The organism is Arthrobacter sp. HMSC06H05 (assembly GCF_001807395.1).
GTDB lineage: Bacteria > Actinomycetota > Actinomycetes > Actinomycetales > Micrococcaceae > Pseudoglutamicibacter > Pseudoglutamicibacter albus.
Window position 1 is genome coordinate 28,343 of the sequence record NZ_KV788968.1, and the last position, 13,115, is coordinate 41,457.

General features: G+C 57.6%; 14 protein-coding genes. 8 read left to right on the forward strand and 6 right to left on the reverse strand.

Annotation, left to right across the window (positions count from 1 at the left end; translation table 11 throughout):
• The first annotated feature begins 70 nt into the window (after nt 1-70).
• On the forward strand, nt 71-805 hold the full coding sequence (locus HMPREF3160_RS00800; RefSeq protein ID WP_070506499.1) for a polyprenol monophosphomannose synthase: 735 nt from the start codon (nt 71-73) through the stop codon (nt 803-805).
• Between the two features lie 116 nt (nt 806-921).
• Here HMPREF3160_RS00800 and HMPREF3160_RS00805 read toward each other — a convergent pair whose 3' ends face one another.
• From HMPREF3160_RS00805 to HMPREF3160_RS00825, 5 genes are all read right to left on the reverse strand, one after another.
• The gene (locus tag HMPREF3160_RS00805; protein ID WP_035755262.1) at nt 922-1,269 is read right to left on the reverse strand and encodes an RNA polymerase-binding protein RbpA; all 348 of its coding nucleotides are present in this window, start codon (nt 1,267-1,269) and stop codon (nt 922-924) included.
• 122 nt (nt 1,270-1,391) lie between these two features.
• Nucleotides 1,392-2,366 (reverse strand): SPFH domain-containing protein, encoded by a 975-nt coding sequence (locus HMPREF3160_RS00810; protein WP_070492111.1) that lies wholly within the window; start codon nt 2,364-2,366, stop codon nt 1,392-1,394.
• Between the two features lie 3 nt (nt 2,367-2,369).
• On the reverse strand, nt 2,370-2,831 hold the full coding sequence (locus HMPREF3160_RS00815) for an NfeD family protein (RefSeq protein ID WP_035755257.1): 462 nt from the start codon (nt 2,829-2,831) through the stop codon (nt 2,370-2,372).
• A 111-nt stretch (nt 2,832-2,942) separates the two neighbouring features.
• A complete protein-coding gene (locus HMPREF3160_RS00820; protein ID WP_070506502.1) occupies nt 2,943-3,914 on the reverse strand; it encodes a methyltransferase domain-containing protein in 972 nt (323 codons plus the stop codon).
• A 50-nt stretch (nt 3,915-3,964) separates the two neighbouring features.
• The gene (locus HMPREF3160_RS00825; RefSeq protein ID WP_035755255.1) at nt 3,965-4,618 is read right to left on the reverse strand and encodes a peptide deformylase; all 654 of its coding nucleotides are present in this window, start codon (nt 4,616-4,618) and stop codon (nt 3,965-3,967) included.
• A gap of 170 nt (nt 4,619-4,788) precedes the next feature.
• Between HMPREF3160_RS00825 and HMPREF3160_RS00830 the strand changes: the two genes are divergently transcribed.
• On the forward strand, nt 4,789-5,154 hold the full coding sequence (locus HMPREF3160_RS00830) for a DUF3054 domain-containing protein (protein ID WP_052048320.1): 366 nt from the start codon (nt 4,789-4,791) through the stop codon (nt 5,152-5,154).
• Nucleotides 5,155-5,305: 151 nt separating this feature from the next.
• Nucleotides 5,306-5,587, forward strand: coding sequence for an Lrp/AsnC family transcriptional regulator (locus HMPREF3160_RS00835; protein WP_070492119.1), 282 nt, complete (start codon nt 5,306-5,308; stop codon nt 5,585-5,587).
• A gap of 78 nt (nt 5,588-5,665) precedes the next feature.
• On the opposite strand, the gene trpD is transcribed toward HMPREF3160_RS00835, so the two are convergent.
• Complete coding sequence (trpD, locus tag HMPREF3160_RS00840) at nt 5,666-6,709, reverse strand: anthranilate phosphoribosyltransferase (RefSeq protein WP_070506504.1); 1,044 nt, start codon at nt 6,707-6,709, stop codon at nt 5,666-5,668.
• A gap of 231 nt (nt 6,710-6,940) precedes the next feature.
• Here trpD and HMPREF3160_RS00845 point away from each other — a divergent pair, with 231 nt between their 5' ends.
• From HMPREF3160_RS00845 to HMPREF3160_RS00865, 5 genes are all read left to right on the forward strand, one after another.
• Entirely contained in the window at nt 6,941-7,591 is a 651-nt protein-coding gene (locus tag HMPREF3160_RS00845; protein WP_035755248.1) for an aa3-type cytochrome oxidase subunit III, read from the forward strand.
• A gap of 58 nt (nt 7,592-7,649) precedes the next feature.
• On the forward strand, nt 7,650-8,450 hold the full coding sequence (locus HMPREF3160_RS00850) for a cytochrome bc1 complex diheme cytochrome c subunit (RefSeq protein ID WP_035755245.1): 801 nt from the start codon (nt 7,650-7,652) through the stop codon (nt 8,448-8,450).
• 82 nt (nt 8,451-8,532) lie between these two features.
• Entirely contained in the window at nt 8,533-9,588 is a 1,056-nt protein-coding gene (locus tag HMPREF3160_RS00855) for a cytochrome bc1 complex Rieske iron-sulfur subunit (protein ID WP_070506507.1), read from the forward strand.
• Between the two features lie 5 nt (nt 9,589-9,593).
• Nucleotides 9,594-11,261, forward strand: a complete 1,668-nt coding sequence (locus HMPREF3160_RS00860; RefSeq protein ID WP_035755241.1) for a cytochrome bc1 complex cytochrome b subunit — start codon at nt 9,594-9,596, stop codon at nt 11,259-11,261.
• A 233-nt stretch (nt 11,262-11,494) separates the two neighbouring features.
• Nucleotides 11,495-13,111, forward strand: coding sequence for an ABC-F family ATP-binding cassette domain-containing protein (locus HMPREF3160_RS00865; RefSeq protein ID WP_070506510.1), 1,617 nt, complete (start codon nt 11,495-11,497; stop codon nt 13,109-13,111).
• Nucleotides 13,112-13,115: the final 4 nt, after the last annotated feature.

The following is a 13,115-nucleotide window of genomic DNA, read 5'->3' on the forward strand; positions in this document are numbered from 1 at the left end:
TTGCGCAGTCAGTGCTGTGCAACGGCCGCCTAAGCGTGGATGAGGATCGTGAAAGGTTAGACTAAACACTGTGCGTGTATTGACTATCATCCCTACATACAACGAGATTGAGACGCTCGAAAGCATCGTTAAGCGTGTTCGTGCCGCGGTTCCACACGTGGACGTTTTGATCGCCGATGACAACTCTCCTGACGGTACCGGCAAGCTCGCTGACGAGATCGCCGAGCACGATGAGCAGGTTTTCGTTCTGCACCGTCCGGGTAAGCAGGGCTTGGGTGCCGCATACCTCGCTGGTTTCGGGTGGGGTAAAGAGCGCGGCTATGACGTCTTGGTGGAGATGGACGCTGACGGCTCGCATCAGCCAGAGCAGTTGCCTCGCTTGCTGCGTGCGATCGAACGCGGCGCGGATGCCGCGATTGGTTCCCGTTGGGTTCCTGGGGGCGAGGTCAAGAACTGGCCGGCGTCCCGCAAGCTGCTTTCGAAGGCCGGATCGTTCGTCTCCCGCTTCTTCTTGGGCCTGAACTTGAAAGACATCACGGCTGGCTTGCGCGCATATAGGGTGGAGATTCTCACGGATGAGCTGCTCGGCTCGATTGAGTCTGTCGGCTACGGTTTCCAGATCGACATGACCTTCCAGATAGCACTGGCTGGACACAAGATCGTTGAGGTTCCCGTGACCTTCATCGACCGTGAGCTGGGCGAATCGAAGATGAGCGGCAACATCATCATCGAAGCGTTGCTCAACGTTGTTCGATGGGGCCTGAAGGCTCGAGCGAAAAAGCTCGTTAGCTTGTTCAAGGGCTAAGCGTCAATCTGCTGAGCAGCCCAACATACACGGTGAGGGGCGGTACCGATGTTCTCGGTACCCCCCCTCACCGTGTATGTACTCGGCCTTCTAGCGTTCAGCCGGCCGGGTGAGCCCTATTTCTTCGGCTTCTCTCCGCGGGCCTCACGCAACTGGTTCAAGCGGTCTTTGAGGATAACTTCGAGTTCGTCGAAAGAGCGACGCTCCAGCAGCATGTCCCAGTGGGTTCGAACCGGTTTTTCCTTGGTTGGTTCCTCTTCGCCACCGTCAATCCGCTTAGCCTTCTTGCCGGTCTTGGTGTACCAAACGGTCGGGACGTCGGCTTCGAGGGCGAAAACGACATCCATGCGTTCGCCGTCTTCAGTCTCGTAGGTTACGGTCTGACGAGCTGCAGGCTCGACACCTGCCTCAGACTCCATCGACTGAGATCCAAGACGCATACCGCGTAGGCTGCGATCGCTCACACGTTCTCCTCAGTGTTTGCTTGTCGTTGTTTAATTCCAATGAAAAATGATTCGCAGGGTGCAACAACGATGCCGGCGGAATTATTCCCGCACATCATGGTGCACCCTGCGAACCAGACAGGTTAGTTCTTCGCGTCCGTTCCAGCCGTGCCGCCGGCTTCGGAGGAATCGGAGGCGAAAGCGCTACCGAATGAAGCGCCAGGGCTGCCGAAGGCATTGCCGAGGCCCTTCATCGCATCAGTGACATCGGTCGGGATGAACCAGAGCTTATTCGATTCACCTTCGGCGATCTTTGGTAGCTGCTGCAGGTACTGGTACGCCAGCAGCTTAGGAGAGGCGTCAGCTGTGTGGACCGCTTCGAAGACGTTGCGGATCGCTTCAGCTTCACCTTGTGCACGCAAAACAGCGGCCTTCGCTTCACCCTCAGCCTTGAGGATCTGAGCCTGGCGTTCACCCTCAGCAGTCAGAATCTGGGACTGCTTGACGCCTTCTGCGGTGAGGATCGCGGCACGGCGGTCACGTTCAGCACGCATCTGCTTTTCCATCGAGTCCTGGATGGACATCGGCGGATCAATCGCCTTGAGCTCAACGCGGGATACGCGGATACCCCAGCGGCCGGTCGCCTCATCGAGAACACCGCGCAGCTGACCGTTGATGCGGTCACGCGAAGTCAGGGCTTCTTCAAGGTTCATGCCGCCGACCACGTTACGTAGCGTCGTGGTGGTCAGCTGCTCAACGGCGCGAATATAGTTCGCGATCTCGTAGGTGGCATCCTTCGCGTTAGTGACTTGGTAGTAGACAACGGTGTCAATGTTGACCACGAGGTTATCTTCGGTAATCACCGGCTGCGGCGGGAAGGTCTGAACCTGTTCACGCAAGTCGATGACCGGGCCGAGACGGTCGATGAACGGCACCACCAGGGTCAGGCCCGCTTTCGCGGTGCGGTGGTAACGGCCCAAACGTTCAACGATGCGTTCACGAGCCTGCGGGATGATGTGGATGGACTTGACTAAAACGATGAGCGCAATCACCACAACCACGAGCGCCACAACGAGCGCCGGGGAGAGGAACGGCTCCGAGGAGTCTACTGATGACATAGGTTAGCTTTCGTGTGTCCGGACAGGGGAGATGTAGGCGGTTGCACCCTGGATGCTGTCAATCGTGACGTATTCACCTGGTGCGATGCCTTGAGCAAGATTGGTGCGGGCGCTCCATTCGTCGCCTTCAACGCGGATGAGCCCGGTCTGCTTAGTGACTCGTTCGAGGACGAGGGCTTCACTGTTGATGAGCCGGGAAACGTTGGAGCGGGCGTCTGTGGTTCGTTTGCGCAACATCCGCATCGCGAAGGGCCGCAACGTTGTCATCAGGATCAAAGAAACCACACTGAACACGATGAGCTGCAACCAAAATTCAGCGTCGGCCAGCGATGTGAGGGTAGCGGCGAGGGCCCCACCTGCGAGCATCGCGAACCATAAATCGAGCGAGAGCATCTCGATTCCGAGCATGACGAGCATCACGATGAGCCAAAACGCCCAACCGTTTTCCATGATCCAATGCATCATGACCCTATCTTCGCATGAGTTAGGGAATTAGTGGATTTCACTGGTCTCATGGCTGCTGGTTCGCTGGGGACGCTCACTGTTTGAGCAGAATGATCAGTTTGAAAAGAATGTTCACTGTTTCTTGAAAGCGCTGATCATGACGTTGCATGTGACCTGCAAGGCTGAATCGGGTTGGGCCGTTTCGGGAACGTGCCTGTCCCATTCGCTTTCGACGCGCGCACGGATCTCATAGCGGCTGTGATGATGCCCGGCTGGACCCATGTGCGCTAGAGCCGATACCGCCTGAGGCTCTAGCAGCATCGTTTCTTTGAGGCTGTGTTCGTCCACAAGACGGAAACCGTGGCGAGCGGCATCAGCGAGCAGGTGTTCCTGTTTTCCTTCTTGGATCGCTAAGAGGCCTGCGAGATCGCGTATCTCAGTCAGATGGTCAGGCAGGGGAGACACCACGATCAGCGCGCCGGATGGTTTGAGTGCTCGGTCGAATTCCTCCCAGTTTCGTGGTGCAAACACGTTCAGGATTGCATCGGCCGAATGTGTGGGGATAGGCCAAGTGCGCCACACATCCCACACCAGGGCCAAAACTTTGTCGATGTGCGCGGCACGCTGCGCTGCGGCGGGAGAAATGTCGAACCCGATGCCGCGTGCGCCAGTGCCCAGCCCGGCGATTGCGTGGGCAAGGTAATAGCCTGTGCCGCATCCGGCATCGAGCACAAGGGGAGCGGAGCAATGATCCGCTCTCTCTTTCGTATCGCTTGTGTGGTCAAGGCTGGCGTGCTTTGTTATGGCCTCCCGGATGGTGCGCGCGATCGGTTCGTAGTGCCCCGCTTCAAGGAACTGAATGCGTGAGGCCACCATGTCGCGGCTATCCGGTGTGAACGAGGTGCCGCGGCCGGTCAGTAGATTGATGTGTCCTTGGCGGGCGGCATCGAAGCGGTGGCCTGAAGCACACGATGCGGTAGCTGGCTTCCTATTGCCCTTGTACTCGATGGTCAATGGCGAGGGCTCGATGCCACATACAGGGCAGGTCAAGGTCCACGAAAATCCGTGTGAATCTTGAGGGGCGACCTCTTTTGTATCATGCATTGTTATGCTAGCGTTGTTGTCAGCAGGGGAGAGGTGCGGTGAAGGGCGACTCAAAACTGCAACGCCTCGCGGACTTCATGAGGTGTCGGCTCGGCCCACAGCCCCGCGTAGTTCTCATCGGTGCAGATGCTACGGATGTGGGCTTTGTCGATATAGATGATGCCGGCCAAGTGGTCGGTCTCATGCTGGAAGATGCGAGCCTGCCAACCTGAAAGATCGCGGATGTGTAGATTCCCGTCAAGGTCTTGCCATGTTGCGCGGATGTCAGCAGGGCGCTCGACTGCAGCCGTATAGCCTGGCATCGAAAGGCAACCCTCGTAATGCGTAGCCGTTCGATCACCGATCGGTTCATAGGACGGATTGAGTACGACCATGAGCTCGAGCTTTTCCCGTTCACGTGCCTCGGCGAAGCTAGCCGGTATTTCGTAGAGATCCTCGAGAACCGCCAAGCGAAGATTCACGCCGACCTGGGGTGCGGCAACGCCGACGCCCGGCGCGTCGTGCATTGTGGCGACCATGCGTTCAACGAGTTCGCGTAACTCAGGCGTATCAGATCCATCCCAGTCATCGCAGACCTGACGCAAGACAGGGTCGCCAACATGCACAAGCGGCAGAGGCTCTGAAGAAAACGGCGCGCGTTCTGGGGCGTCAGCTTGGGGCTCGTTGGAGTGGGTGCTGGAGTGATTGTTTGACTCAGAGGACATGTGCATCATTATCGCACTGGGAAATGGTTCACGATGGGCTGTATGGACTGGATGGACTGTATTGCGGCGTCGTCGCGGCACCTATATAAAGCGCCGATAATCTACATTATGTCAAGTAATGTTGTGGTGCCCAGGCCCCACCGGGCTCTGCCCGGCATAGACTGATGTGTATGCAACGTTTCGTGTGGATCCTGTGGCTCATCGTCGATCTCGCCCTCATGCTTGTCTTCGCAACCACAGGGCGTAGCTCTCATAATGAAGAACTCAGCGCCGGCGGGATCTTCCAGGTCGCGTGGCCGTTCATGGTTGCGGTCCTGATCGCATTCGCAGTGACCCGCGGATGGCAAACCTACTGGAAGATCTGGCCGCACGGTTTCATCTATTGGGCGTTGGTCGTCGTGATTGGCGTTCTGCTACGGATCGTCGGCGGAGCCACTGCAGCACTGCCGTTCATTCTCGTCACAGCCGGTGTGCTGTTCCTGTTCTTGATTGGCCGCCGCATGATCAGCGGCCTCTTCATGCGCCACCGCGTCTGAACACCATAGGTGTGCCACTTCAGTGTTCATGTTTGTCTAAAAATGTATGGGCATATAGGTTGTGTGACTCCCCCGCGCGTACAGAGTGGTCGGCGAGTCCTAGATGCCCTGTCTAGGTTGCCCTGTCTAGATGCCCTGTATAAGGAGGGTCATGATTACCGCTTTTGTGATGATCGATGTTGAGGCCGAACGGATCCCGGAAACCGCCCAGGAGATTTCAGAGCTCGATGGCGTGGCTGAGGTCTACTCGGTTGCTGGCGGTGAATGGGACCTCATCGCTATCGTGCGTGTCATGAATCACGAAGACCTTGCTGAGGTTATCCCAAACCATCTCAATAAGGTCGAAGGTGTGGTCTCCACGACCACCAACATCGCGTTCCGAGCCTTCTCTCAACACGATCTTGAGGCAGCGTTCTCGCTGGGCCTCGAATAATAGATCCCTATATACGCGTGAGGCGTATCTAGCCGTTGGCCAGACTAGGTACGCCTCACGCGTTTAAGGATTTCCTCTTTATGCCTCTTGTGTCGCGGCAACCCAGGCTTCGAGAACCTTCTGAGCGGCACCCGAATCAATCGATTGCTCGGCTACTGCGTACTTCGCGGCAATTCGCTCTTTGAAAGAGCCTGAGGCTTCCTTGTCAAAGGCGACCAACGCAGCGGCTGCGTTGAGCAGGACTGCATCCCTGATAGGCCCCTTCTCCCCCGCCAAAACGTCGCGAACCACCTGTGCGTTGTGTTCGGCGTCAGCTCCGCGCAGATCATCCAAGGTAGCTCGTGGAACACCGATGTCTTGAGCATCGAATTCAAACGTTGCAACCTCGCAGTCACGGACCTCCCATACTTTGTTTGAAGTGGTGGTCGTGAACTCGTCAAGGCCATCCTCGCCACGGAAAACCAGGCCACGCTTGCCTCGCTTGGCAAGAACGCCAGCCATGATCGGAGCCATCGGGGCGATCGCGCAACCAATAACCGAAGCGCTCGGGTCAGACGGGTTTGTGAGAGGACCCATGAAGTTGAAAGCCGTAGGCACCCCTAGTTGTGCACGTGCTGGAGCCGCGAACCGCATCGAGGGGTGAAAAACTTGCGCGAAACAGAACGTGAGGCCAGCCTTTTCAAGAACCGGAAGCAAATGCTCAGGCTGAACATCCAGCCGAACGCCAAGCGCGCCGATCACGTCAGCTGAGCCCGACGAGCTCGACGCGGCCCGGTTGCCGTGCTTCACCACACGCGCGCCAGCACCCGCGCACACAAGCGAGGCCATCGTTGAAATGTTGACTGTGTTCTGGCGGTCACCGCCCGTACCTACGATGTCGAGGGTCTCCCCCTCCACGTTGAGCGGTCGGGCCGCGGCGACCATCGAATCCACAAGCCCAGTGAACTCATCGACAGTCTCACCTTTGGTGCGCAACGCGATGAGGAAGCCGGCAACCTGCGCATCGGTTGCAGATCCCTGCATAATCTCACGCATCGCCCACGCTGCTTGACTTGTCGTGATGTCACGCCCCTCCATAAGAGGCGCGAGGATCTGGGGCCAGGTAAAAACTTCACTAGTCATCGTCACGTGGCCACGTTACAAGGTCGAAGCGAAACAATCGGTGAACGTGACGCTAAGCACGTAACTCTTTTCCTCACACAGAACTCGGATTCTCTGAGACGGACACCGCCTTGCCTGGTTGTTTGTTTCGTAACCACGAGAACCCCGAGAGCAAGCGGTTAATAGGGGATGTACGACACCAGAGGCGGCGTGCCGTTGGGCAAAACGGGTCGAAATAGGGATAATGGGTCTGTGACCACTGCGACTTCATCACTCAGCAAGCAGGGGCAGGCCATTCCTCGCCGCCCCAACATGGTGGCCGTCGGAACCATCGTTTGGTTGTCGTCCGAACTGATGTTCTTCGCGGCTCTATTCGCCATGTATTTCTCCCTCAAGGCCACAAGGCCAGACGTCTGGGCAGCGGATACCCAGCATTTGGCCTTCCCTCTTGCCTTGATCAACTCGACGATCCTTGTGCTTTCGTCCTTCACCTGCCAGATCGGCGTGAACAAGGTCGAAGCGCACGGTAAGCCTGCGGTTCCGCGGCGTACCGGCGGCATCTTCGAGATCGGCAAGTGGGGGCTGGCGGAATGGTTCATCCTCTCGTTCCTGATGGGTGCCATCTTCGTTGCCGTCCAGGCCTTCGAATACACCGAATTGGTACAGGCAGGCGTGACGTTCTCGTCCTCGGCCTTCGGTTCCGCATTCTTCATCACCACAGGCTTCCACGGCCTGCACGTGATCGGCGGTCTGATTGCCTTCCTGATCGTCATTGGACGTACCTACATGGCACGCAACTTCGGTGCCCATGAAGCGTCCTCTGCCATGGTCGTCTCCTACTACTGGCACTTCGTCGACGTAGTGTGGGTGGCCCTGTTCATCATCATTTACATCCTGAAGTAGTCAACGGCTCCCACCGTCATCACTTCATTGCCCATAAACCCGAATTGAGGATCCGCACGTGAAGGCTTTGTCCCAGCGCCGGCGCTCCCCGCTAGCACTCCTCGCCCTGCTTGTGCTCGGCTTGGTTGTGACTGGTGGCGTATATACAGTTGCCGGTTCCGTAACTTCCGCCAATGCTGAAGCTCAGGCAACCGCCGAGGGCGACGTAGAAAACGGCAGCAAGCTTTTCTCCGCCAACTGCGCAACCTGCCACGGTGCTAACGCTGAAGGCTCCCCTGCTGGCCCAAGCCTGATTGGTGTTGGCGCTGCATCGGTTGACTTCCAGGTCGGTACCGGCCGCATGCCTATGCAGATGCAGGGCCCACAGGCTCAGATCAAACCGAAGCAGTTCTCCGAGCAGCAGACCGCTGACCTTGCGGCATATGTTGCATCGCTTGGTGCAGGACCAGCTGTCCCATCCAAGGAGACCCTGGATCACTCCAACCTGACTCCAGAAGAGATCGCTGACGGCGGCACGATCTTCCGCGTTAACTGCGCTATGTGCCACAACGCCGGTGCATCTGGTGGTGCTCTGACCCGTGGTAAGTTCGCGCCAACCATTCACGGTGTTTCTGAAAAGCACATCTATGAGGCCATGGTCACTGGTCCTCAGAACATGCCAGTCTTCAACGACACCAACCTGCCACCTGACCAGAAGCGCCAGGTTCTCGGCTACCTCAAGATGCTTGAGAACGAGGGCAACCCAGGCGGCTTCCCGCTCGGTGGTTTGGGTCCGGTGGCTGAAGGTCTGTTCATCTGGACTGCAGGTCTCGCCCTGATCATTTCGTTCACCATCTGGATCACGTCGCGTCGCGCCTAATGATCCACGTGCTCCCCAACTAATGTTGGGGACGCATCATGTCATCTCCACTTGCACATCTAAGAGAAGGTAGTAAGCCACTATGAGCGACGAACGTCACGGCAACCCGCACACGTCGGGTGCCGTCGATCCGGTCGGTCAGGGGGGAACTCCTAAGGAGTTCCAGAACCCCGGTCTACCGCCGCACACCCCGCGTATCACCGACGTAGATCCGAAGGCCGAGAAGCGCGCTTCTCGTCAAGTCTTCGTCTTGTTCCTGATCTCCATCTTGGGAACAATCCTGTTCTTCTTCGGTTACTTCGGAGTCGGCCACACCGGCATCGAAATCGGCACCAAGCTGCGCTTGCAGAACACGCTGATCGGTCTGGGTACCGCATTCGCGATGCTCGGTATCGGTCTTGGCGTCATCCACTGGGCTAAGTCCCTGATGCCAGACCATGAAGTTGTTGAAGAGCGCCACGAGATCGCTCCTGAGGCTGGCCGAGCTGAAGCTCAGCAGATGATCGAGGAGATCATCGAAGAGTCCGGCATGAGCCGCCGTAAGGTCCTCACCGGCACGCTCATCGGCGCAGCCGCTATCGCGCCGCTTCCAGCAATCTTCATGTTCCGCGACCTTGATCGCACCAAGAAGACCGCGAACCAGATGGTTGACTCCCTGCGTCACACTATGTGGCACGAAGGCGTCCGCCTCGTCCGTGACCCTTCCGGTCTGCCGATCAAGGCATCCGATATCCAGATCGGTTCTGCAGTGCACGTTATTCCTGAGGGCCTCAACGAGCTCAAGGAAGACATGCTCAACGAGAAAGCCAAGGCTGTTGTGCTTGTCATGCGCCTGTCTGAAGACCGGATGCACATCTCCCCTGGTCGTGAAGACTGGCATGTCAACGGCATCGTTGCATACTCCAAGATTTGCACCCACGTCGGTTGCCCTATCGCACTGTACGAGCAGCACACGCATCACCTGCTGTGCCCATGCCACCAGTCGACGTTCGACCTCACGCAGGAGTGCAAGGTTGTCTTCGGCCCAGCGTCCCACGCTCTGCCGCAGCTTCCAATCACCGTTGACGACGAAGGCTTCCTTGTTGCGCGTAGCGACTTCCAGGAGCCTGTTGGCCCGAGCTACTGGGAGCGTGGTTGATCACTATGACTAATACGGTCACTGAATACGAGGCAAAGACCAAAACTGGTCGTATTGCCAACTTCGTGAACACCCGCACGGGCGCTCAGTCGCTCGTCAAGGAGTTCGGCCGCAAGGTCTTCCCTGACCACTGGTCGTTCATGTTCGGTGAGGTAGCCCTCTACTCGTTCGTGATCCTCCTTCTGTCCGGTACGTTCCTGACGTTCTTCTTCGATCCGTCGATGACGCACGTCACCTATGACGGCTCCTACCCTGGTCTCCAGGGAATCGGAATGTCCGCTGCCTACCACACCGCGTTGGACCTTTCCTTCGATGTGCGTGGCGGCCTGTTCATGCGTCAGCTACACCACTGGTCTGCACTGCTGTTTGTAGCAGCGATGTCCGTGCACATGTTGCGCGTGTTCTTCACCGGCGCGTTCCGCCGTCCACGTGAACTCAACTGGGTTGTCGGTTGCGTCCTGTTGATCCTTGGTCTCGCAGCTGGCTTCACCGGCTACTCGCTACCAGACGATCTGCTTTCCGGTAACGGTCTGCGCATTATCGATGGCGTTATCAAGGCCATCCCGATCGTTGGCACGTACATCTCGATGTTCCTGTTCGGCGGCGAGTTCCCAGGCGAGCACATTATTCCTCGCCTCTACGTGCTCCACATCCTCGTGGTTCCAGCGATGATCCTCGCGATGATTGTCGTCCACTTGATGATGGTCGTCGTTCACAAGCACACCCAGTACCCTGGCCCGGGCCGCACCAACAACAACGTGGTCGGCTACCCGGTTGGTCCTGTCTACGCAGCTAAGGCTGGCGGCTTCTTCTTCGTCGTCTTCGGTGCCTTGGCATTCATCTCGGGTGTCTTCCAGATCAACGCGATCTGGCACTACGGCCCATACGACCCATCGCCGGTCTCCGCGGGTACTCAGCCTGACTGGTACATCGGTTGGGTCGACGGCGCGTTGCGTCTCATGCCAGGTATGCTCGGCGACTTCTCGTTCGAGCGCGTCGTATCGCTCCCATGGGGTGACAACACCTTCGCATTCGCAGTGCTCTTGCCAGCGCTTGGCCCGGCTCTGTTCCTGTTCGCGCTGATGTTCGGCTGGCCATGGATCGAACGCTGGATCACCAAGGATAACCGCGAGCACCACATCCTCGACCGTCCACGTAACGCTCCGTTCCGTACGGCCGTTGGTGTTGCAGGTGTGATCTTCTACTGCGTCATGTGGGCTGCAGCGTCCTCTGACCTCGTAGCAACGCACTTCAAGGTTTCGCTCAACGACGTCACCTACTGGTTGCGTGTCCTGTTCTTCCTGGGCCCAATCCTCGGTTTCATCATTACCCGCCGAATCTGCATCGCGCTTCAGCGTAAGGACCGCGAGACCGTCCTGCACGGTAGCGAATCCGGCATCGTTCTGATGAGCCCAGACGGTGGTTTCCACGAGAAGCACAACGAGCTCAGCGAATACGACCGTTGGCGCTTGGTCTCCTACAACTCCCCTGCCTACATCCCGGCCCAGCCGGATGAAGACGGCAAGATCTCCAAGAAGGAGCGCCGCCGCGCCAAGTGGGCCAAGTTCTTCCTCGAGGACCGTGTTGCACCGGTCACCCCGGCAGAACTCGAAGCAGCTCACGAACACCACGATGAGATCGAAGGATCTGATCACCGTTCGGTAGAGAAGTAGGCTTCACTCCACACAACAGCTGAGGGTGGGTTCGAAACGAAAGTTTCGGACCCACCCCTTTGCGTTACCCGGGTTCTTTCGACAGCATCCTTGTAGCCAACAGCCACGCTCAACTGGTGTGTATAATTCATAGCCATGAACAAGTGATCTCCACCCCGCTTCTAACGGCAGCAGTCGGCACGCTATAGGTGCCCATTGTGTTGCTAGAGCCCAGCAATGCTCAGGAGATCACTATGCCTTCCATCAAGCTCGACCATATTTCTTTCGCATACGGTTCACACCAGGTACTAGATGAGGTGTCACTCAACGTTGGTGATGGTGAGCGAGCCTTCCTTGTGGGACCCAATGGCTGTGGCAAAACCACGCTCTTGAACGTCGCCTCGGGGCTACTTAAACCAGACAGCGGTCGTATCACCTCCCGGGTTGTTGGCGCACCGATTCCAGAACCGGAACGCTTCAACGGTACTGTAGCGGAGTATTTTGCGACCGCGTTGGCACCGTTGCATGAACTGTCTCGACGCTTCGAAGAAAACACTGCATCGCTAGCTACTGGCGACACCGGCGCCGAGCGCGAATACGACCAGCTTTTGGCAGCGATGACCGCACACGATGTCTGGTCACTCGAAGCACGCCTAGATGAAACACTTGAAGGCCTAGGTCTAGGGGTGCTTTCCGGTTCCTCGGAACGTCTGCTCACGAGTCTCTCCCCCGGTCAGCGTGCACGCCTTCACTTAGCTGCGCTGCTCACGCTACAACCAGACGTGCTGATACTCGATGAACCGACAAACCACCTGGACCGTGAAGCGATCGACTTTCTCACCGCGATGGTCACCAAGTGGCCCGGCCCTGTGCTTGTAAGCAGTCACGACCGTCTGTTCATTGAGAACGTTGCGACTGTCATCTACGACATGGACATCACGGTTTGGCAAGAGCTCGCTAGAGCCGAAGGCCACGAACTTACCGGCGGGCTGTTCCGTAATGCTGGCAACTACTCGCAGTATCTAGCCGCGAAAGAAAAAGCCCGGCAGTCACACCGCCAGATTCATGCGGAGCAACAAGCAGATAAACGGCACATAAGCGAGCACCGTAACGAGAGCATGAAGATTGCCCGCGGCGGGGTACGCCTCAAGACCGCGACCGGTAAGGCAAAGAAGTTCTTCGCCGACCGCGCAGCCGCGACATCCGTCAAACGCACACGCAACGATGACGTCAAGCTAGAACGACTAGAAGAGCGGGAAGTCCGTAAGCCGCGCGACTATCAACTCGAACTCAGCATCCCAACTCCAGAGCCATACGAAGGCCTAGCTCTCAGCATTCGGCACGCTGCTGTCGAGCACCGGCTGGCACCGTGCGACCTCGACCTAGTTGCCGGTGAGCATCTGCTTGTTACTGGCGATAACGGCGCCGGGAAGTCGACACTGCTGCAGTGGATCGCCACCGCTCAGCCGCCACAGGGCGTCATCTCGTCAGGGATCATAACCCGCGAGGAGCCTGTGACCATGGTTCCGCAACGACTTCCAATGGAAAACGACCCGGGATTCACCGTTGATATTTGGCACAACGGTGTGGGTCAGCTCGGTAAGGGCGTCATCCACCCAGCAATGTGGTCTACACCAATCCCGGAGCTATCGGACGGAAACCAACGCAGAGCGCAAATAGCTGTTGCCATATCAGCCCACCCGACAACACTGATCGTGGATGAGCCAACCAACTATCTGGATCTCGACACCATCGAGTCGTTGGAACGAGCCTTACGTGACTGGCCAGGAACACTTTTCATAGCGAGCCACGATCGGTGGCTGATAGAGCATTGGCAGGGCCGCCATCTCCACCTGCAGTCATGCAGGTAAAAGC

Excerpts from the sequence above, each read along its gene's own strand:
- HMPREF3160_RS00810 (WP_070492111.1), bottom strand. The coding sequence starts at position 2,366 with ATGTCATCAGTAGACTCCTCGGAGCCGTTCCTCTCCCCGGCGCTCGTT.
- HMPREF3160_RS00815 (WP_035755257.1), bottom strand. The coding sequence starts at position 2,831 with ATGATGCATTGGATCATGGAAAACGGTTGGGCGTTTTGGCTCATCGTG.
- HMPREF3160_RS00820 (WP_070506502.1), bottom strand. The coding sequence starts at position 3,914 with ATGCATGATACAAAAGAGGTCGCCCCTCAAGATTCACACGGATTTTCG.
- HMPREF3160_RS00825 (WP_035755255.1), bottom strand. The coding sequence starts at position 4,618 with ATGTCCTCTGAGTCAAACAATCACTCCAGCACCCACTCCAACGAGCCC.
- HMPREF3160_RS00830 (WP_052048320.1), top strand. The coding sequence starts at position 4,789 with ATGCAACGTTTCGTGTGGATCCTGTGGCTCATCGTCGATCTCGCCCTC.
- HMPREF3160_RS00835 (WP_070492119.1), top strand. The coding sequence starts at position 5,306 with ATGATTACCGCTTTTGTGATGATCGATGTTGAGGCCGAACGGATCCCG.
- trpD (WP_070506504.1), bottom strand. The coding sequence starts at position 6,709 with ATGACTAGTGAAGTTTTTACCTGGCCCCAGATCCTCGCGCCTCTTATG.
- HMPREF3160_RS00855 (WP_070506507.1), top strand. The coding sequence starts at position 8,533 with ATGAGCGACGAACGTCACGGCAACCCGCACACGTCGGGTGCCGTCGAT.
- HMPREF3160_RS00860 (WP_035755241.1), top strand. The coding sequence starts at position 9,594 with ATGACTAATACGGTCACTGAATACGAGGCAAAGACCAAAACTGGTCGT.
- HMPREF3160_RS00865 (WP_070506510.1), top strand. The coding sequence starts at position 11,495 with ATGCCTTCCATCAAGCTCGACCATATTTCTTTCGCATACGGTTCACAC.